This is a genomic window from Streptomyces sp. NPDC090994 (genome assembly GCF_044768905.1).
Classification (GTDB): Bacteria; Actinomycetota; Actinomycetes; order Streptomycetales; family Streptomycetaceae; genus Streptomyces.
The window spans coordinates 61,180-79,113 of the sequence record NZ_JBIVWS010000021.1; the positions used below are offsets into that span (position 1 = coordinate 61,180).

The 17,934-nt window shown below is 71.8% G+C and carries 15 protein-coding genes; 3 read left to right on the plus strand and 12 right to left on the minus strand.

Annotation, left to right across the window (positions count from 1 at the left end):
• Positions 1-36: 36 nt before the first annotated feature.
• The 6 genes from ACIQR3_RS30870 to ACIQR3_RS30895 all read right to left on the minus strand — a co-directional run bounded on the left by ACIQR3_RS30870 (position 37) and on the right by ACIQR3_RS30895 (position 6,664).
• Positions 37-678 (minus strand): TetR/AcrR family transcriptional regulator, encoded by a 642-nt coding sequence (locus ACIQR3_RS30870; protein WP_403543923.1) that lies wholly within the window; start codon positions 676-678, stop codon positions 37-39.
• 18 nt (positions 679-696) lie between these two features.
• Positions 697-1,716 (minus strand): agmatine/peptidylarginine deiminase, encoded by a 1,020-nt coding sequence (locus ACIQR3_RS30875; RefSeq protein ID WP_403543924.1) that lies wholly within the window; start codon positions 1,714-1,716, stop codon positions 697-699.
• An 8-nt stretch (positions 1,717-1,724) separates the two neighbouring features.
• Positions 1,725-3,434 carry an urease subunit alpha gene (locus ACIQR3_RS30880; RefSeq protein WP_403543972.1) on the minus strand — a complete coding sequence of 570 codons (1,710 nt, stop codon included), beginning with the start codon at positions 3,432-3,434 and terminating at the stop codon, positions 1,725-1,727.
• Entirely contained in the window at positions 3,392-4,087 is a 696-nt protein-coding gene (gene ureA / locus ACIQR3_RS30885; RefSeq protein ID WP_403543925.1) for an urease subunit gamma, read from the minus strand. Before ureA ends, ACIQR3_RS30880 begins: the two co-directional genes overlap by 43 nt.
• Before the next feature lie 162 nt (positions 4,088-4,249).
• Complete coding sequence (locus ACIQR3_RS30890) at positions 4,250-5,347, minus strand: branched-chain amino acid aminotransferase (RefSeq protein ID WP_403543926.1); 1,098 nt, start codon at positions 5,345-5,347, stop codon at positions 4,250-4,252.
• 273 nt (positions 5,348-5,620) lie between these two features.
• Complete coding sequence (locus ACIQR3_RS30895) at positions 5,621-6,664, minus strand: 3-isopropylmalate dehydrogenase (RefSeq protein WP_403543927.1); 1,044 nt, start codon at positions 6,662-6,664, stop codon at positions 5,621-5,623.
• 132 nt (positions 6,665-6,796) lie between these two features.
• Here ACIQR3_RS30895 and ACIQR3_RS30900 point away from each other — a divergent pair, with 132 nt between their 5' ends.
• Positions 6,797-8,365 (plus strand): purple acid phosphatase family protein, encoded by a 1,569-nt coding sequence (locus ACIQR3_RS30900; protein WP_403543928.1) that lies wholly within the window; start codon positions 6,797-6,799, stop codon positions 8,363-8,365.
• A 9-nt stretch (positions 8,366-8,374) separates the two neighbouring features.
• Here ACIQR3_RS30900 and ACIQR3_RS30905 read toward each other — a convergent pair whose 3' ends face one another.
• The 3 genes from ACIQR3_RS30905 to ACIQR3_RS30915 form a co-directional block, all read right to left on the minus strand.
• Entirely contained in the window at positions 8,375-8,506 is a 132-nt protein-coding gene (locus ACIQR3_RS30905; RefSeq protein WP_285442520.1) for a hypothetical protein, read from the minus strand.
• A gap of 252 nt (positions 8,507-8,758) precedes the next feature.
• Positions 8,759-10,390, minus strand: coding sequence for an L-glutamate gamma-semialdehyde dehydrogenase (pruA, locus tag ACIQR3_RS30910; RefSeq protein ID WP_403543929.1), 1,632 nt, complete (start codon positions 10,388-10,390; stop codon positions 8,759-8,761).
• A 47-nt stretch (positions 10,391-10,437) separates the two neighbouring features.
• Positions 10,438-11,364 carry a proline dehydrogenase family protein gene (locus ACIQR3_RS30915; RefSeq protein ID WP_403543930.1) on the minus strand — a complete coding sequence of 309 codons (927 nt, stop codon included), beginning with the start codon at positions 11,362-11,364 and terminating at the stop codon, positions 10,438-10,440.
• Between the two features lie 132 nt (positions 11,365-11,496).
• Between ACIQR3_RS30915 and ACIQR3_RS30920 the strand changes: the two genes are divergently transcribed.
• Entirely contained in the window at positions 11,497-12,735 is a 1,239-nt protein-coding gene (locus ACIQR3_RS30920) for a PucR family transcriptional regulator (RefSeq protein ID WP_403543931.1), read from the plus strand.
• Here ACIQR3_RS30920 and ACIQR3_RS30925 read toward each other — a convergent pair.
• A complete protein-coding gene (locus tag ACIQR3_RS30925) occupies positions 12,677-13,261 on the minus strand; it encodes a TetR/AcrR family transcriptional regulator (protein ID WP_403543932.1) in 585 nt (194 codons plus the stop codon). The genes ACIQR3_RS30920 and ACIQR3_RS30925 overlap by 59 nt on opposite strands.
• A gap of 110 nt (positions 13,262-13,371) precedes the next feature.
• Here ACIQR3_RS30925 and ACIQR3_RS30930 point away from each other — a divergent pair, with 110 nt between their 5' ends.
• Complete coding sequence (locus ACIQR3_RS30930) at positions 13,372-14,904, plus strand: MFS transporter (protein ID WP_403543933.1); 1,533 nt, start codon at positions 13,372-13,374, stop codon at positions 14,902-14,904.
• A 168-nt stretch (positions 14,905-15,072) separates the two neighbouring features.
• On the opposite strand, the gene serA is transcribed toward ACIQR3_RS30930, so the two are convergent.
• Together serA and ilvC are read right to left on the minus strand one after the other, a co-directional pair.
• Positions 15,073-16,662, minus strand: a complete 1,590-nt coding sequence (gene serA, locus ACIQR3_RS30935; RefSeq protein WP_403543934.1) for a phosphoglycerate dehydrogenase — start codon at positions 16,660-16,662, stop codon at positions 15,073-15,075.
• Between the two features lie 231 nt (positions 16,663-16,893).
• Positions 16,894-17,892 (minus strand): ketol-acid reductoisomerase, encoded by a 999-nt coding sequence (ilvC, locus tag ACIQR3_RS30940; RefSeq protein ID WP_403543935.1) that lies wholly within the window; start codon positions 17,890-17,892, stop codon positions 16,894-16,896.
• Between the last annotated feature and the right edge of the window lie 42 nt (positions 17,893-17,934).

Below are 17,934 nucleotides of genomic sequence, written 5' to 3' on the forward strand. Positions count from 1 at the left end.
TCAATCACCCGTATTGCGTACAACCCGGACGCGAGATCAGGCGTCCGCGAGCAGGGTCTCGGCCAGGAACTCCCGTACGTGGCCGAGGGCCTCCGCCCTCCCGCTCCCCCGCAGACCGATCGCCACGTTGATGGCGAAGCCGTCCAGCAGGGCCCGCAGGCGGGTGGCGAACCGGTCGGGGTCGACGGCGCGGAACTCGCCCCGCGAGACCCCCTCCGCCAGCAGGGCGGCCAGGTCGCGGTGCCAGGCGCCCTCGATGGCGGCCTGCCGGTCGCGGGCGTCCGAGTCGGCGGCGGCGTTCTGCGAGCGGTTCCACACCTCCAGCCACAGCGTCCAGTGCGGGTCGCGGTGGCCGTCGGGAAGGTACAGCTCCACATAGGCGTCGAGGCGTGCGCGGACCGGGCCGCAGGCGGTGAGCAGCCGGGCGCGCTCGGCGCCGAGGCGGCCCTCGCTCCACTCCAGGGTGCGCAGCAGCAGTTCGTCCTTGCTGCGGAAGTAGTAGAGGAGGTGGCCGCTGCTCATACCGACCTCGCGGCCGAGCGCCGCCATGGTCAGTTTCTCCAGGCCGCGGGCGGCGATCATCTCCATGGCGGTGGCGAGGACGTCCTCGCGCGGCGGGGCGTTCTTCCGCGCCCTGGCCGCGCCTGCCGCGCCCGCCGCGCCTGCCGCCCCTGCCATTCCCGACTCCTCACTCCGTCAGACCCTCGGCTGCTGTTGCGTGACGCAGTGGATGCCTCCACCGTTCGCGAAGATCGTACGGGCGTCCACCTGGGTCACCGTGCGGTCGGGGAACAGGCGGCGGAAGAGGTCGGCGGCGGGTGCGTCGTTCGGGTCGTCGAAGGCGCACAGGACCACGCCGCCGTTGCACAGGTAGTGGTTGATGTACGAGTAGTCGACCCAGTCGCCGTTCTCGTCCCTGAGGACGGCCGGGGCCGGGACCTCGACGACCTCCAGGCGGCGGCCTCGCGCGTCGGTCCGGCCGCGCAGGACCTCCAGGTGGGCCAGCGAGCGGGCGTGGTCGGGGTGGGCCGGGTCGCGCTGGGTGTGGACGAGGACGGTGCCGGGCCGGGCGAAGGCCGCGACGATGTCGACGTGCCCCTGGGTGCCGTAGGTGCCGTAGTCGGCGGTCAGGCCGTGCGGGAGCCAGATCGCCTTGCTGGTGCCGAGCTTGGCGTGGACCTCCGCCTCGACCTCGGCGCGGGTCCAGCCGGGGTTGCGGCCGGCGCCGAGCTGGACGGTGTCGGTCAGCAGGACCGTGCCCTCGCCGTCGACGTGGATCGCGCCGCCCTCGTTGACGAGCGTGCTGCTCAGGACCGGTGCCCCGGCCAGCCCGGCGACCTGGCGGGCGATGTCGGAGTCGTGGTCCCAGCGGGCCCAGTCCTGGGCACCCCAGCCGTTGAACACCCAGTCCACGGCGGCCAGCCCGCCCCTCCCGTCGGTGACGAAGGTCGGCCCGATGTCGCGCATCCACGCGTCGTCCAGAGGGCGTTCGACCAGGTCGATGCCGGGGCCGAGCAGTTCGCGCGCCCCCTCGCCCTGGCCGGGGCCGTGCACCATCGTCACCGGTTCGAAGCGGCGTACGGCACGGGCCACCGACGCCCAGGCGGCGCGGGCCCCGGCCAGCTCGGCGGCGTCGCCGAAGGTCGGGTTGGGGCCGGGCCACGCCATCCAGGTGCGTTCGTGCGGGGCCCACTCGGGGGGCATGCGGTAGGTCATCGGCGGTCCTAGAGGAAGTACAGGCGGTTGAGGGAGACGGAGTCGGCCGGTGCCGAGCGGACCGGGTCGCCGTCGAGGGTGACCAGGCCGGTGCGCTGGTCGACGTCGACCTGTCCGGTACGGGTGTTCAGGCGCAGGTCGGCGGGGCCGATGCCGCGGGTGCCGCGTACGGCGACCCGGCGCCGGCGGGTGGGCAGGGTGTCGTTGCCCTGGTCGAGGGCGGCCCGCGCGACGAAGGCCACGGACAGTTCGGCGGGCGTGGCGCCGTGGGCGCCGAACTGCGGGCCCAGGACGAGGGGTTCGCAGGTGTCGGTGGCCGCGTTGGGGTCGCCGGTGACGCCGTACGCCGGGAAGCCGGACTTGAGGACCAGCTGCGGTTTGGCGCCGAAGTACTCCGGGCGCCACAGCACGAGGTCGGCGAGTTTGCCGGTCTCGATCGAGCCGACCTCGTGGGCGAGGCCGTGGGCGATGGCCGGGTTGATGGTCAGCTTGGCGATGTACCGCAGGACGCGTTCGTTGTCGTCGTCGCCGTCCGCGCCGCACTCGGCCTTCATCTTCCCGGCCATCGCGAAGGTACGGCGGACCGTCTCGCCGGCCCGGCCCATGCCCTGCGCGTCGGAGGAGGTGATGCCGATGGCGCCCAGGTCGTGCAGCACGTCCTCGGCGCCCATCGTCGAGGCGCGGATGCGGTCGCGGGCCATCGCGGCGTCGCCGGGCAGGTCGGTCTTGAGGTCGTGGACGGAGACGATCATGCCGTAGTGCTCGGCGACCGCGTCCCGGCCGAAGGGCAGGGTGGGGTTGGTGGAGGAGCCGATGACGTTCGGGACGCCGGCCATCTTCAGGACGTTGGGGACGTGTCCGCCGCCGCAGCCCTCGATGTGGAAGGCGTGGACGGTCCGGCCCTCCAGCACCCTGAGCGTGTCCTCCACGGACAGGCACTCGTTCAGGCCGTCGCTGTGCAGGGCGACCTGGACGTCGTGTTCCTCGGCGACGCGCAGCGCGGTGTCCAGGGCGCGGGTGTGGGCGCCCATGTCCTCGTGGACCTTGAAGCCGGAGGCGCCGCCCTCGGCGAGTGCCTCGGTGAGCGGCGCCGGGTGGGAGGAGGAGCCGCGGGCCAGGAAGCCGATGTTCACCGGCCAGGCGTCGAACGCCGCGAAGGCGTGCCGCAGCGCCCAGGGCGAGTTGACGCCGACGCCCCACACCGGCCCGAACTCCTGCCCGATGATCGTGGTGACGCCGGACGCGAGCGAGGCCTCCATGACGCGCGGGGAGAGCAGGTGGACGTGGGTGTCGACGGCGCCGGCGGTGGCGATGAGCCCCTCGCCGGAGACGATGGTGGTGCCGGTGCCGACGACGACGTCCACGCCGTCGAGGGTGTCGGGGTTCCCGGCCCGGCCGATGCCGCTGATCCGGCCCTCGCGGATGCCGATGGACACCTTGCGGATGCCCTGCGCCGCATCGATCACGACGACGTTGCTGATCACGACGTCGCAGGTGTCGCGGACGGCGGCGGCCTTCAGGTGCAGTCCGTCGCGGGCGGTCTTGCCGAACCCGGCCAGGAACTCGTCGCCGTACCGCTGGGCGTCGGCCGCCACCCGGATCACCAGCCCCGAGTCGCCGAGGCGGAGGCGGTCGCCGGCCCGGGGGCCGTGGGTGGCGGCGTACTCGTACGGGTTCACTCGGCGGCTCCCGGACGACCGGCCCCCAGGTAACCGCAGGCGGCGGCGCGGCGCAGGGCCTCGGCCCGCGCGCCCGGCGCGTCCAGCGGCCCGTCGACCAGCCCGGCGAACCCGGTCACGGTCCGCGCCCCGCCGATCGGGACGAGCCCGACCTCGACGCGCTCGCCGGGGCCGAAGCGGACCGAGGACCCGGCGGGGACGGCGAGCCGCATGCCGTAGGCCCGCTCCCGGTCGAAGTCGAGGCGCGGGTTGGCCTCGAAGAAGTGGAAGTGGGAGGTGACCGAGACGGGCACGGTGGCGGTGTTGGTGACCGGTAGCCGTACCGCCGCCCGGGGCTCGGTGTGCTCCGGTCCGGGCAGCAGCGCGCCCGGCGCCGCCTCCCCGAGGCCCCCGCCGATCGGGCCGGTGACCACCGCGAGCCGGGAGCCGTCGTCGAAGACCGCCTCGACGTGCACCTCGGTGACCACGTCCGCGACGCCCGGCAGGACGTCGTCGGGGCCGAGGACGGACCGGGCGCGTTCGACGGCCTCGGCGAGCCGGGCGCCGTCGCGGGCCGCCTCGCAGACGGTGTCGGCGATCAGCGCGGTCGCCTCCGGCACGTTCAGCCGCAGGCCGCGCGCCTTGCGGGCGCGGGCCAGCTCGGCGGCCGAGAACAGCAGCAGCCGGTCACGTTCGGTCGGGGTCAGTCGCACGGGTACGCCTCCTCACTTAGAGCAGCACTCTAAATCATGACGTCGAGACACCCAAGACGCGTCCGCTGACTATTTGAGCGGTACTCAAAATGCAGCGCACAGAAAAGGGCCGCCCTGGACGTGGAGTCCAAGACGGCCCGGCCCCGCGCCGCCGCCGCCGGCTCAGGCGAGCGTGCGCATCCAGCCGTGGGTGTCCTCGGCCGTGCCGCGCTGGATGTCCAGCAGGGCCCGGCGCAGCCGCATGGTGACCTCGCCGGGCTCGCCGCCGCCCTGCTGCCACTGGGCGCCGGCCCGCTTGACCGTGCCGACGGGCGTGATCACGGCCGCCGTGCCGCAGGCGAAGACCTCGGTGAGGGTGCCGTTCTCGGAGTCGCGCTGCCACTGGTCCACGGAGACCCGGCCCTCCTCGGCCTCGTAGCCGAGGTCACGGGCGACGGTGAGGAGCGAGTCGCGGGTGACGCCCTCCAGGATGGAGCCGGTGAGCGTGGGGGTGACGATCTTGTTGCCGTAGACGAAGTACAGGTTCATGCCGCCCAGCTCCTCGACCCACTTGCGCTCGATGGCGTCGAGGTAGCAGACCTGGTCGCAGCCCTGCTTGGCGGCCTCGGCCTGGGCGAGCAGGGAGGCGGCGTAGTTGCCGCCGGTCTTGGCGTCGCCCATGCCGCCGGGGACGGCGCGGACGCGGTCCTCGGAGACCCAGATGGAGACCGGCTTCACACCGCCGGGGAAGTAGGCGCCGGCCGGGGAGGCGATGACGATGAAGAGGTACTCGTTGGCCGGCTTGACGCCCAGGCCGACCTCGGTGGCGATCATGAAGGGGCGCAGGTAGAGGGACTCCTCGCCGCCGTGCGCCGGGACCCACGCCTGGTCCTGCCTGACCAGCGCGTCGCACGCCGCGATGAACGCCTCCTCGGGCAGCTCGGGCATGCCGAGCCGGCGCGCGGACGCCTGGAAGCGGCGGGCGTTCTTCTCCGGCCGGAAGGTGGCGACGGAGCCGTCGGGCCGGCGGTACGCCTTCAGTCCCTCGAAGATCTCCTGCGCGTAGTGCAGGACCATCGTGGCCGGGTCGAGGGAGAGCGGGGCGTAGGGAACGAGCCGGCCGTCGTGCCAGCCGCGGCCCTCGGTCCACTTGATCGTCACCATGTGATCGGTGAAGTGGCGACCGAACCCCGGGTTGGCCAGTATCGCGTCGCGCTCGGCGGCGGAGAGCGGACTGGCGGAGGGCTTGAGCTCGATCGTGGGCGTCGTGGGCGTCGTCATGGGTTGTTGTCCTTCACCGGTTGTCGTGACGGGCCGCGTCCACGCCCGTACTGCCAGTGGCCAGTGGTAGGACGTCCGAGCATTCCCGCATGGCGCGGCCCCGCGTTCGATTATCGCGCGCGGCCCGTGACCGAGGGAACGACGGAGGAAACGGGGTGAATGCGGCCCAGGTTTCGATGGTCGCACCCCGCGGGGACAGGTGAAAGCCGCCGGGTGCCTTGTTTTTCCGGACCCGGCGGCTTCGAATGCTTCAGTTTCGAGTGCGCGGCCCGGTCAGCCGGCTACTCGTACGGCGAGGGCGTCACCGATCTCGGAGGTGGAGCGCGCGGGCTTGCCCGCCCGCTCGCCGAGGTCGGCCGCGACCGCCTCCTCGATCCGGGTCGCCTCGGCCTCGTAGCCGAGGTGGCGCAGCAGCAGGGCGACGGAGAGCACGGTGGCGCTGGGGTCGGCCTTGCCCTGGCCGGCGATGTCGGGCGCGGAGCCGTGGACCGGCTCGAACATCGAGGGGTACTCGCCGGACGGGTTGATGTTCCCGCTGGCGGCGACGCCGATGCCGCCGGAGACGGCCGCGGCGAGGTCGGTGATGATGTCGCCGAAGAGGTTGTCGGTGACGATCACGTCGAAGCGCTCGGGCTGGGTCACCAGGTAGATGGTGGCCGCGTCGACGTGGATGTAGTCGGTGGTGACCTCGGGGAACTCCTCGGCCACCTCGTTGAAGACGTTGGTCCACAGGTGGCCCGCGAAGGTCAGCACGTTGTTCTTGTGGACCAGCGTGAGCTTCTTGCGGGGGCGGGCCTGGGCGCGGGCGAAGGCGTCGCGGACGACGCGCTCGACACCGTAGGCGGTGTTGACGGACACCTCGGTGGCGACCTCGTGGGGCGTGCCCTTGCGGATGGTGCCGCCGTTGCCGGTGTACGGGCCCTCGGTGCCCTCGCGGACGACCACGAAGTCGATCTCCGGCTGGCCGGCCAGCGGGGTCTCGACGCCCGGGAGCAGCTTGCTCGGGCGCAGGTTGACGTGGTGGTCGAAGGCGAAGCGGAGCTTGAGCAGGAAGCCGCGCTCCAGGACGCCGGAGGGGACGCTCGGGTCGCCGATGGCGCCGAGCAGGATGGCGTCGTGCTTCTTCAGCGCGTCGAGGTCGGCGTCGGTGAGGGTCTCACCGGTGGCGTGGTAGCGCCGGGCGCCGAAGTCGAACTCCTTGGTCTCCAGCTTCACATCCTGCGGGAGGACGGCGGAGAGGACCTTCAGGCCTTCGGCCACGACCTCCTGGCCGATGCCGTCGCCGGGGATGACTGCGAGATCGATGCTGCGAGACATGCGGGCACCCTACTCCCCGTCCCATGGGATGACACACACCGTCCGCCATACGGACATCCGACGCCCGTCCGTCGACCCCCGTTCACCCGTGCGCGGTGCGGGCGTTGGCCCGCGCGGGGCATCAATGGCCGCATGGACATCCCCGACTTCGGCATCCGTGCGGACCTGGCGCGCCGGCTGAGCATGGCGGAGCAGTACGAGTATCTGCGCACCCGGCTCTCCCGGCGCCGGACGCTGGTGACGGCGGGGGCGGTGGCGAGCGGGCTGCTGACCGGCTGCTCCGGCCGTGACGTCCGGTCCGCGTCCGCCCCGGCCGCGTCACCGGCCGCTTCGACGGCCGTCTCCGGGGCGGTGGTCGCGCCGTTCGGCCGTCATCTGGCGTTCGGCGCGGATCCGATGCGGCAGATGCGGATCTCCTGGCAGGTGCCGCTGGCGGTGCGCCGGCCGTTCGTCCGGGTCGGGCCGCGCCCCGACGACCTGGGCCGCCGTGTCGAGGCCGAGGTGCGTGAGCTGACCACCCCGGCCCTGGGCGGCGTACGCCCGGCGGCCGAGCAGTACTACGTGCACGCGGCCCTGGACGGCCTGCGGCCCGGCACGACGTACTACTACGGCGTCGGCCACGAGGGCTTCGACCCGGCGGCGCCGGCCCACCGCGCCACCATCGCCTCCTTCCGCACGGCACCCGCCACGCCGCCGGAGCGTTTCGTCTTCACGGCCTTCGGCGACCAGGGCGTCGGCGCGGAGGCGGTGGCCAACAACCGCGTCCTGCTGCGCCAGGACCCGGCCTTCCACCTGCACGCCGGGGACATCTGCTACGCCAACGACAAGGGGCGCGGCGAGAAGTCGGACCTGTACGACGCCACGCAGTGGGACCGGTTCCTGAAGCAGACGGAGCCGGTGGCGCGTTCGGTGCCGTGGATGGTGACGACCGGCAACCACGACATGGAGGCGTGGTACTCGCCGGACGGGTACGGCGGCCAGCTGGCCCGTTTCTCCCTGCCGGACAGCGGCTTCGACCCACGTACGGCGCCGGGGGTGTACTCCTTCACCTACGGCAACGTGGGCGTCGTGGCGCTCGACGCCAACGACGTGTCCTACGAACTGCCGGCCAACCTCGGCGTCACGGAGGGCCGGCAGACGCGCTGGCTGGCGCGGAGGCTGGCCCAGCTGCGGGCGGCGCCGGAGGTGGACTTCGTCGTCGTCTTCTTCCACCACTGCGCGTACTCGACGTCGACGCACGCCTCGGACGGCGGGGTGCGCGCCGAGTGGGTGCCGCTGTTCGCCCGCCACCAGGTGGACCTGGTGATCAACGGGCACAACCACGTCTACGAGCGGACCGACGCGATCAAGGGCGGGGAGGTGGGCCGCCCGGTCCCGGTCGGCGAGTGGACCGACCCCACCCGGGACGGGACGGTGTACGTCACCGCGGGCGGCGGCGGCAAGGAGCTGTACGGCTTTCCGGCGGGCGTGCCGGAGAGCCACGAGGGGCGGACCGCCCGCGACGAGCCGGTGGACAGCTTCCGCTGGACCCGGTCCCGGGACCGCAAGGCGGAGACGGTCCAGTGGTCGCGGGTGCGCTACCGGGGCTTCTCGTTCCTCAGCGTGGAGGCTCAGGCGGGCGCCGCGCCGAAGCTGAAGGTCTCGGCGCTGACGCCGGAGGGCACCCGCGTCGACCACTTCGAGGTGCGGCGCGGGCGGTGACCGCCCGGCTCAGTGGCCGGTGGCGCCGCCGTTGTCCCGGCGGTCGAGGGCACGCTGGAGGGCTGCGGCGGCGTTCTTCCGGTCGGACTCGCTGGTACGGGAGGCGTGGCGGACTCGGCGGCGGGTGGTCGTCTCGGCCATGGGATCGGCTCCTTCGGCACACGGGAGGAACGTGACGGGCCGGAAGGGGCGGGGAGCGTCGGACCGCAGGGATCGCCTGCGCGGGGCCCGGCTCACGTCCGCCATTCGCTGGGTCGAGCGAGACGTTCGGCTCCTACAAAGCTAAGCGAGGAGCACGCCCCTGTCTCCACAATTACTCGGACTTCCTACTATCTGAGACGGAGGACGGGCCAGGTCGGGGGGAGACCTGGCCCGTCCGGTATCAGGGGGACGTCAGCCCATGTGCGGGTAGCGGTAGTCGGTCGGGGAGACCAGCGACTCCTTGACGGCGCGGGTCAGGGTCCAGCGCATCAGGTTCTGCGGGGCACCGGCCTTGTCGTTGGTGCCGGAGGCCCGGCCGCCGCCGAAGGGCTGCTGGCCGACGACGGCGCCGGTCGACTTGTCGTTGATGTAGAAGTTGCCGGCCGCGTAGCGCAGCTTCTCCATCGTGTACGCGGCGGCGGCACGGTCGTTGGCGATGACCGACCCGGTGAGCGCGTAGTCCGACACCGACTCCATCTGCGTCAGCGTCTCGTCGTACTTCTCGTCGTCGTAGACGTGGACGGCGAGGATCGGGCCGAAGTACTCGGTGGTGAAGACCTCGTTCTCCGGGTCGGTGCACTCGATGACCGTCGGGCGGACGAAGTACCCGACCGAGTCGTCGTAGGTGCCGCCCGCGACGATCGTGCAGGCCGGGTCGGCCGCGGCCCGGTCGATGGCGGCCTTGTTCTTGGCGAAGGCGCGCTCGTCGATGACGGCGCCGATGAAGTTCGACAGGTCGGTGACGTCACCCATGGCGATGCCGTCGACCTCGGCCGCGAACTCCTCCTTGAAGCCGTCGTTCCAGATGGACGCCGGGATGTAGGCGCGGGAGGTGGCGGAGCACTTCTGGCCCTGGTACTCGAAGGCGCCGCGGGTCAGGGCGGTCTTCAGCACGGCGCGGTCGGCGCTCGGGTGGGCGACGACGAAGTCCTTGCCGCCGGTCTCGCCGACCAGGCGCGGGTAGGTGCGGTACTTCTCGATGTTGTTGCCGACCGTCTTCCACAGGTGCTGGAAGGTCTTGGTCGAGCCGGTGAAGTGGATGCCGGCCAGGTCGCGGTGGTTCAGGGCGACCTCGGAGACCTCCAGGCCGTCACCGGTGACGAGGTTGATGACGCCCTTGGGGAGCCCGGCCTCCTCCAGCAGCTCCATCATCAGCACGGCGGCGTGGGTCTGCGTCGGGGACGGCTTCCAGACCACCACGTTGCCCATCAGGGCGGGGGCGGTGGGCAGGTTGGCGGCGATCGCCGTGAAGTTGAACGGCGTGATCGCGTAGACGAAGCCCTCCAGCGGGCGGTGGTCCAGGCGGTTCCAGACGCCCGGAGCGTTGGCCGGGGGCTGCTCGGCCAGGATCCGGCGGGCGTAGGAGACGTTGAACCGCCAGAAGTCGACCAGCTCGCAGGGCGTGTCGATCTCGGCCTGCTGGGCGGTCTTGGACTGGCCGAGCATGGTGGAGGCGGCCAGCGTCTCGCGCCACGGGCCGGACAGCAGCTCGGCGGCGCGCAGGATGATCGCCGCGCGGTCGTCGAAGGACATCGCGCGCCAGGCCGGGGCGGCGGCGAGGGCGGCGTCGACGGCGTCCTGGGCGTCCTGCCGGGTGGCGTTGGCGTACGTGCCCAGGCGGGCCTTGTGGTTGTGCGGCTGTACGACGTCGAACCGGTCGCCGCCGCCCATCCGCTTGACGCCGCCGATGGTGCAGGGCAGGTCGATCGGGTTCTCGGCCAGCTCCGTGAGCTTGGCCTCCAGCCGGGCGCGCTCGGGCGAGCCGGGGGCGTAGCCGTGCACCGGCTCGTTGACGGGGGTGGGGACCTGGGTCACAGCGTCCATGTTGTTCGTGACTCCTTGACTTGAACGGTGTGCGAGCGGGTGCGGGCTCAGCCCTTGGTGACCATCGAGCGGACGAAGAACCGGAGGTTGGCCGGCTTCTCCGCCAGACGCCTCATGAAGTAGCCGTACCAGTCCGTGCCGTAGGCGGTGTAGACGCGCATGCGGTGGCCCTCGGCGACCAGTCGCAGGTGCTCGTCGCCGCGGATGCCGTAGAGCATCTGGAACTCGTACTCGTCGGGCTTGCGCCCGGCGCGGTGGGCGAGTTCCTGGGCGATGGCGATCAGACGCGGGTCGTGGGACCCGACCATCGGGTAGCCCTCGCCGTCCATCAGCGTCCGCAGCACGCGCACGTACGCCTTGTCGATCTCGTGCTTGTCCTGGTACGCGACCTCGGCGGGCTCCTTGTAGGCGCCCTTCACCAACCGTACGCGAGCGCCGGCCGCGGCGAGCCGGCGCGCGTCGGCCTCGGTGCGGAACAGGTACGCCTGGATCACGCAGCCGGTCTGCGGATAGTCCTTCCGCAGTTCCTCGTGGACGGCGAACATCGAGTCGAGGGTGGTGTGGTCCTCGGCGTCGAGCGTGACCGTGGTGCCGATCTCCGCGGCCGCCTCGACGACCGGACGGACGTTGGCGAGCGCCAGCTCGTGGCCGCCGTCCAGCGCCTGCCCGAACATCGACAGCTTCACGGACATCTCCGCGCGCGTGCCGAGGTCGAGCGGCTTGAGCCGGTCGATCAGCTCCAGGTAGGCGTCGCGGGCGGCGGCGGCCTGCTCCGGCGTGGTGATGTCCTCGCCGACGACGTCCATCGTCAGCTCCAGGCCCTTCGCCGTGAGGTCCCGGATGATCGGGACGATCTCGTCGACGCCCTCGCCGGGGATGAAACGGTCGACGACCTGCTTGGTCACCGGCGCCGCCGAGACCAGACGGCGCATGCGGTCGCTGCGCGACGCGGCGAGAATCACGGGACCCAGCACGGGGCACCTCCACTGACGGAACAACAAGGTCGGCCACCGTGAAACCTAAGGATGGCTCCGATCCTGGGCCATCGACAGCTGTCACGCATCCGTGCCGCAGATCTCAGACACATGTATGAAAGGCGTACCGGGATGGGGGAGAATGCCCGGGTGACGTCGGATTCCCAGGGTGACTACCAGGAGCTGGTCGACGAGATCTCGGAGCTGCTGGGTGCGCCCGCCACCCTGGAGAACCGGGACTTCGAGCTGATCGCCTTCGGCGCCTACGACAGTGAGGGCGACCTCGATCCCTCCGCGCTGGACCCGGTGCGCGCCCGCTCGATCCTGACCCGGCGCTCGACCCCGGCGGTCCGCGCCTGGTTCGAGGGGTTCGGCATCACCCGGGCCACCCGCCCGGTCCGCATCCCGCCCACCCCGGAGGCGGGGGTGCACCGGGGCCGGATCTGTCTGCCGGTACGCCATCGGGGAGTGGCGCTGGGCTACGTATGGCTCCTCGACACCGATCCGGGGCCGACCGCGCGGCAGCTGAGCGCCGCCATGGCGGTCACCGCCCGGATCGGGGCGCTGCTCGCCGACGAGGCCCAGCACGGCGCCGACCTCAGCCGGGAGCTGCGGGCCGTCCTCACCGCCGAGCCGGGCTGGCAGCAGGACATGGCCGTCGCCGAGCTGCGCACCGCGCTCGGGCCGCGCGCCGGGGTCCCGCACACGGTGGTGTGCGTCGCGCCCTGGCCCTCGGCCGACCCGGACGACACCCCGTCGGTGCGTACGGTGCCGGGGGCGACGGCGCTGTGCACGGTGCCGTGGGGTGTCTCCGCGTACGCGCTGGCGCTGCTGGTGCGGCTGCGCTCGGTGGACGTACCGGCCCCGGCGGTGACCGCGGCGGGGCGGCTGCTGGAACGGGCGCGGGGCCTCGGGGGCACCGGCTGCGCCGCCGGGGTGGCCGCCGCCCGCACCGGTCTCACCGAGCTGGGGACGGGCTGGCGGGAGGCGTCGGCGGCGGCCCGCGCGGCCCTGGCGGAGGCCCGGTTCGCCCCGGTCGCCGAGTGGGCGTCGATCGGCCCGTACCGCCTGCTGACGGCGCTGGCCCCGGAGGCGACGCGGGACCCGGCCGCAGGAGCGCTGCTCTCCCCCGCCCACCGCGAACTGGCCCGCACCGCCGAGACCTACCTCGACCGGGCCGGCCAGGCCGGCCGCACGGCGGCGGAACTGGGCATCCACCGCCAGACCCTCTACTACCGCCTCTCCCGCGTCGAACAGCTCACCGGCCTCGACCTGGACGACGGCGAGGACCGGCTGCTCCTACACATGGCGCTCAAGGCGCACCGTCTGCGGCACGGGCGGCCTGGATCACCTGGCGCAGCCCCTCGGTGAGCTGCCCGGCCTCGGGCGCGGTCTTCGGATCGAAGGTCCACTGGGCCATGAGGCCCATCATCAGGGTCGTGTAGAAACTGCCGAGCGTGTCGATCACCTCGTCCGGCTGATCGTCCTCGGGCACCCCCGTGAACATCGCGACGAAGCCGCGCGAACCCTCCCGCTGAGCCCGCGCGAGGTGATCCCGCACCACCGGCAGCTGGTCGCCCATGGCCACGATCTCCATGCTGAGCCGCCACATCGACCCCGGCTCCCGCATGGTGCCGATGATGTTCGACCACACCGAGGCGAACCGCTCCAGCGACCCGGGCTCCCCGCGGATCTCGCCGTCGAACAGCTCGGACATGTCCTCGACCATCGCCACGTACGCCTGCGCCAGCAGCGCGTCCTTCGACCCGTAGTGGTAGCCGATCGACCCCAGGTTGGTCCCCGACTCCTTGACGATGTCCCGCGCCGTCGTGCGCACGAACCCCTTGGCGAGCAGGCAGCGCTTGGCGCCTTCCAGCAGATCCTCACGGTGTCCCATGCGGCCAGCCTAGCCCCGGATACATACAGCCGTCCTAAACGTTCGTATTAAGCGATCGTCTTATACGTTCGTCATAGACAAGCGTATAAGACGTGCGTACAGTCTCCGCCATGACGACGAACCCGACGCGCGCCGGGCGGCGCGAATGGACCGCGCTCGCTGTGCTGATGCTTCCGCTGCTGCTGGTCTCGATGGACGTCTCGGTCCTCTACTTCGCCATCCCGGCCATCAGCGCCGACCTGGAACCGAGCGGCGCCCAACAGCTGTGGATCTTCGACATCTACGGCTTCGTCCTGGCCGGCCTGCTGATGACCATGGGGGCGGTGGGCGACCGGATCGGCCGCCGCCGGCTGCTGCTGATCGGCGCCGCCGCCTTCGGCGCGGCCTCCCTGGTGGCCGCCTACGCGCACACCGCCGAGACGCTGATCGCCGCCCGCGCGGTCCTCGGCATCGGCGGCGCGACCCTGATGCCGTCGACGATGGCGCTGGTCCGCACGATGTTCACCGACCCGGGCCAGCGCGCGAAGGCGATCGGCCTGTGGTCCGGCGTGATGACGGCCGGGATCGCGCTGGGCTCCGTGATGAGCGGCGTCCTGGTCGAGTACTTCTGGTGGGGCTCGGTCTTCCTGGTCAACCTGCCCGCGATGGCCCTGCTGCTGCTCCTCGGCCCCGTCCTGCTCCCGGAGTCGAAGACCCCGCGCCCCGGCCGCTTCGACCTGCTGAGCGTCCCGCTGTCGATGGCCGCCGTGCTGCCCGTGGTCTACGGCCTCAAGGAGATCCCGACCGAGGGCTGGCACGTGCGGTACGTGATGTCGGTGACGGTCGGCCTGCTGTTCGCCGCGCTGTTCGTGCACCGGCAGCGCACGGCGGCCTCCCCGCTGATCTCACCGGACATCTTCCGGGGCCGCGGCTTCACCCCGGCGGCCGGCCTCAACCTGGTGTCGGCCGCGGGGATGATGGGCTCGACCTACTTCACCACCCAGTACATCCAGTCCGTGCTGGACAAGAGCGCGCTGGAGGCGGCGCTGTGGGCGCTGCTGCCCTCGGTGCTCATCGGCTTCGCCGCGCCGGTCGCCACGCAGCTGGTCCAGCGGGGCGTGGAGCGGGCGCACGTCGTCGCGGCCGGGTTCGCCGTCGCGGCGAGCGGCTACGCGCTGCTGGTCCTCGCGGACACCGACTCCCTGTGGCTGGTGCTGGCCGCGTGCGGCGTCCTGGCCGCCGGCATCGTCGCCGTGATGTCCCAGCTCACCGACCTGGCGCTCAGCTCCGCACCGGTGGAGAAGGCGGGCGCGGCCTCGTCCCTGATGGAGACCGGCACCGAGTTCGGCGGCGCGCTGAGCATGGCGGTCTTCGGCTCCATCGGCACCGCCGTCTACCACCACGAGATGCCGGCCTCGGCACCGCACGCGGCCCGCGAGACCCTCGGCGGCGCGCTGGCGGTGGCCGGCCGGTTGCCGGGGTCCGCGGGAGAGGCCCTGGCGACGACGGCACGGGAGGCGTTCACCAGCGGGATGCGGGGCGCCGCGGTGGCGGGGGCGGTACTGCTGCTGGCGGCGGCCTACCCGGCGGCACGGGCGCTGAAGGGCATCCGGGTGCGGGAGAACGCCGCAGAGGCCGGGCGACTCGACCCGTCCGGCGTGTGAGAGGACGCGAGCACGCCGGACAGGTGGTCAGCCCGGCCCGTCCGGCGTCGGAGAGCACGAAAGAACGCCGGACGGGCTGACCGACTCAGCCCGTCCGGCGTGTGAGGACGAGGCCCGTTCAGGGCCGAAGCGGGGGCCCGGGGGCGGCAGCCCCCGGACGACGGTCACCTAGACCAGGTTGACCGATCGAGCCGACGTCGCCCCGATCTCCGACGCGACCTCGCCGAGCACCGCGGAGCCCACCGTGTCGTCGACCGTCAGGACGGCCAGCGCCTCGCCGCCGACGGTCGCGCGGGCGACCTGCATGCCGGCGATGTTGATGCCCGCCTCGCCGAGGATGCGGCCGACGGTGCCGACGACACCGGGGCGGTCCTCGTAGCGCAGGACGAGCATGTGGTCCGCGAGGGCGAGGTCGACGTCGTACTCGCCGACCGCGACGATCTTCTGGACGTGCTTCGGGCCGGCCAGCGTGCCGGAGACCGAGACCTCCTCGCCGCCTGCCAGCGTGCCGCGCACGGTGACCACGTTGCGGTGCTCCGCCGACTCCGAGCTGGTCGTCAGCCGGACCTCGACGCCGCGCTCCTGGGCGAACAGCGGGGCGTTGACGTAGGAGACGGTCTCCTCGACGACGTCCTCGAAGACACCCTTGAGCGCGGACAGCTCCAGCACCTTCACGTCGTGCTGGGTGATCTCGCCGTAGACCTCGACGTCCAGGCGGACGGCGACCTCGCCGGCGAGCGCGGTGAAGATGCGGCCGAGGCGCTCGGCGAGCGGCAGGCCCGGCTTGACGTCCTCGGCGATGACGCCGCCCTGGACGTTGACGGCGTCCGGGACCAGCTCACCGGCGAGGGCGAGGCGGACCGACTTGGCGACGGCGATGCCGGCCTTCTCCTGGGCCTCGTCGGTGGAGGCGCCCAGGTGCGGGGTGCAGACGACCTGGTCGAACTCGAAGAGCGGGGAGTCCGTACAGGGCTCCTTGGCGTACACGTCGAGGCCGGCGCCGGCCACCCGGCCCTCCTTCAGCGCCGAGTACAGCGCCTCCTCGTCGACGATGCCGCCGCGCGCGGCGTTGACGATGCGCACGCTGGGCTTGACCTTGCGCAGCGCCTCGTCGCCGATCAGACCGAGGGTCTCGGGGGTCTTGGGCAGGTGGACGGTGATGAAGTCGGAGACCTCGAGCAGCTCGTCCAGCGACAGGACCTTGACGCCCATCTGCGCGGCCCGCGCGGGCTGTACGTAGGGGTCGTAGGCGACGACCTTCATCCCGAAGGCGGACATGCGCTGCGCGACGAGCGCGCCGATGCGGCCGAGGCCGACCACGCCGAGGGTCTTCTCGGCCAGCTCGACACCGGTGTACTTGCTGCGCTTCCACTCGCCGTTCTTCAGGGCGGCGTTGGCCTGCGGGATGTTGCGCGCGGTGGCGACGATCAGGCCGCAGGCCAGCTCGGCGGCGGTGACGATGTTGGAGGTCGGGGCGTTGACGACCATCACGCCGGCCTTGGTGGCGGCGGAGACGTCCACGTTGTCCAGGCCCACGCCGGCCCGGGCGACGACCTTCAGTTTCTGCGCGGCGGCGATGGCCTCGGCGTCGACCTTGGTGGCGGAGCGGACCAGGATCGCGTCCACGTCGGCGATGGCGGTCAGCAGTTCGGCGCGGTCGGCTCCGTTGCAGTGCCGGATCTCGAAGTCCGGACCGAGCGCGTCGACGGTCGCGGGCGACAGCTCTTCAGCGATGAGTACGACAGGGTTCGAGCTCACGTGAGTCCTCACAAGTCCAATGCGGACGGCCGTCCCGACGGCCGCAAGCGGTGGAGGTTGGCTAGCCGCGTGGAAGACGCACGACGCTGTGGGCCTGACGCGTATGTAGTGCAGCAGTGTAGTGGCGTCGAGGGCGTCGTCTTACGCCGCTACGGAAGGATCACCCGTCCGTGGCTGGACGGGTTGGACAACAGGGGCCGGGGCTGTCGCCCCGGCCCCTGCCGTTGAGGCTTACGCCTCCTCGTCGACCCAGCTCATGAGCTTGCGCAGCTCCTTGCCGGTGGTCTCCAGCAGGTGCTCGCTGTCCTGCTGCTTGTACTCGTTGTACTTCTTCAGACCGCCGTGGTACTCGTCCATCCAGTTCTTGGCGAACGTGCCGTCCTGGATCTCGGCGAGGACCTTCTTCATCTCGGCCTTGGTGGCGTCGGTGATGATCCGCGGGCCGGTGACGTAGTCGCCCCACTCGGCGGTCTCGGAGATCGACCAGCGCATCTTCTCCAGGCCGCCCTCGTACATGAGGTCCACGATCAGCTTCAGCTCGTGCAGGCACTCGAAGTAGGCGATCTCCGGCTGGTAGCCGGCCTCGGTCAGGGTCTCGAAGCCCGCCTTGACCAGCGCGGCCGTGCCACCGCACAGGACGGCCTGCTCGCCGAAGAGGTCGGTCTCGGTCTCCTCGGTGAAGGTCGTCTTGATGACGCCGGCGCGGGTGCCGCCGATGCCCTTGGCGTACGACAGGGCCAGCGCGAAGGCGTTGCCGGAGGCGTCCTGCTCGACGGCGGCGATGCAGGGAACGCCGCGGCCCTCCTCGTACTGGCGGCGCACCAGGTGGCCCGGGCCCTTGGGGGCCACCATGCAGACGTCCACGCCGGCCGGGGGCTTGATGAAGCCGTAGCGGATGTTCAGGCCGTGGCCGAAGAACAGCGCGTCGCCGTCCTTCAGGTTGTCCTTGATGTGCTCCTCGTAGACCTGGGCCTGGATCGGGTCCGGGACCAGGATCATGATGACGTCGGCCTCGGCGGCGGCCTCGGCGGGGCTCACCACGCGCAGGCCCTGCTCCTCGGCCTTGGCCTTGGACTTCGAGCCCTCGTGCAGACCGACGCGCACGTCGACGCCGGAGTCGCGCAGCGACAGGGCGTGGGCGTGGCCCTGGCTGCCGTAACCGATGACCGCGACCTTGCGGCCCTGGATGATGGACAGGTCGGCGTCGGCGTCGTAGAACAGCTCGGCCACTTTGGGTTCTCTCCTTGTGTGCAGGTGTCGCGTCCCACCGTA

Excerpts from the sequence above, each read along its gene's own strand:
- ACIQR3_RS30870 (WP_403543923.1), bottom strand. The coding sequence starts at position 678 with ATGGCAGGGGCGGCAGGCGCGGCGGGCGCGGCAGGCGCGGCCAGGGCG.
- ACIQR3_RS30890 (WP_403543926.1), bottom strand. The coding sequence starts at position 5,347 with ATGACGACGCCCACGACGCCCACGATCGAGCTCAAGCCCTCCGCCAGT.
- pruA (WP_403543929.1), bottom strand. The coding sequence starts at position 10,390 with ATGGACGCTGTGACCCAGGTCCCCACCCCCGTCAACGAGCCGGTGCAC.
- ACIQR3_RS30875 (WP_403543924.1), bottom strand. The coding sequence starts at position 1,716 with ATGACCTACCGCATGCCCCCCGAGTGGGCCCCGCACGAACGCACCTGG.
- ACIQR3_RS30900 (WP_403543928.1), top strand. The coding sequence starts at position 6,797 with ATGGACATCCCCGACTTCGGCATCCGTGCGGACCTGGCGCGCCGGCTG.
- ACIQR3_RS30905 (WP_285442520.1), bottom strand. The coding sequence starts at position 8,506 with ATGGCCGAGACGACCACCCGCCGCCGAGTCCGCCACGCCTCCCGTACC.
- ACIQR3_RS30920 (WP_403543931.1), top strand. The coding sequence starts at position 11,497 with ATGGGGGAGAATGCCCGGGTGACGTCGGATTCCCAGGGTGACTACCAG.
- ACIQR3_RS30895 (WP_403543927.1), bottom strand. The coding sequence starts at position 6,664 with ATGTCTCGCAGCATCGATCTCGCAGTCATCCCCGGCGACGGCATCGGC.
- ACIQR3_RS30925 (WP_403543932.1), bottom strand. The coding sequence starts at position 13,261 with ATGGGACACCGTGAGGATCTGCTGGAAGGCGCCAAGCGCTGCCTGCTC.
- ACIQR3_RS30930 (WP_403543933.1), top strand. The coding sequence starts at position 13,372 with ATGACGACGAACCCGACGCGCGCCGGGCGGCGCGAATGGACCGCGCTC.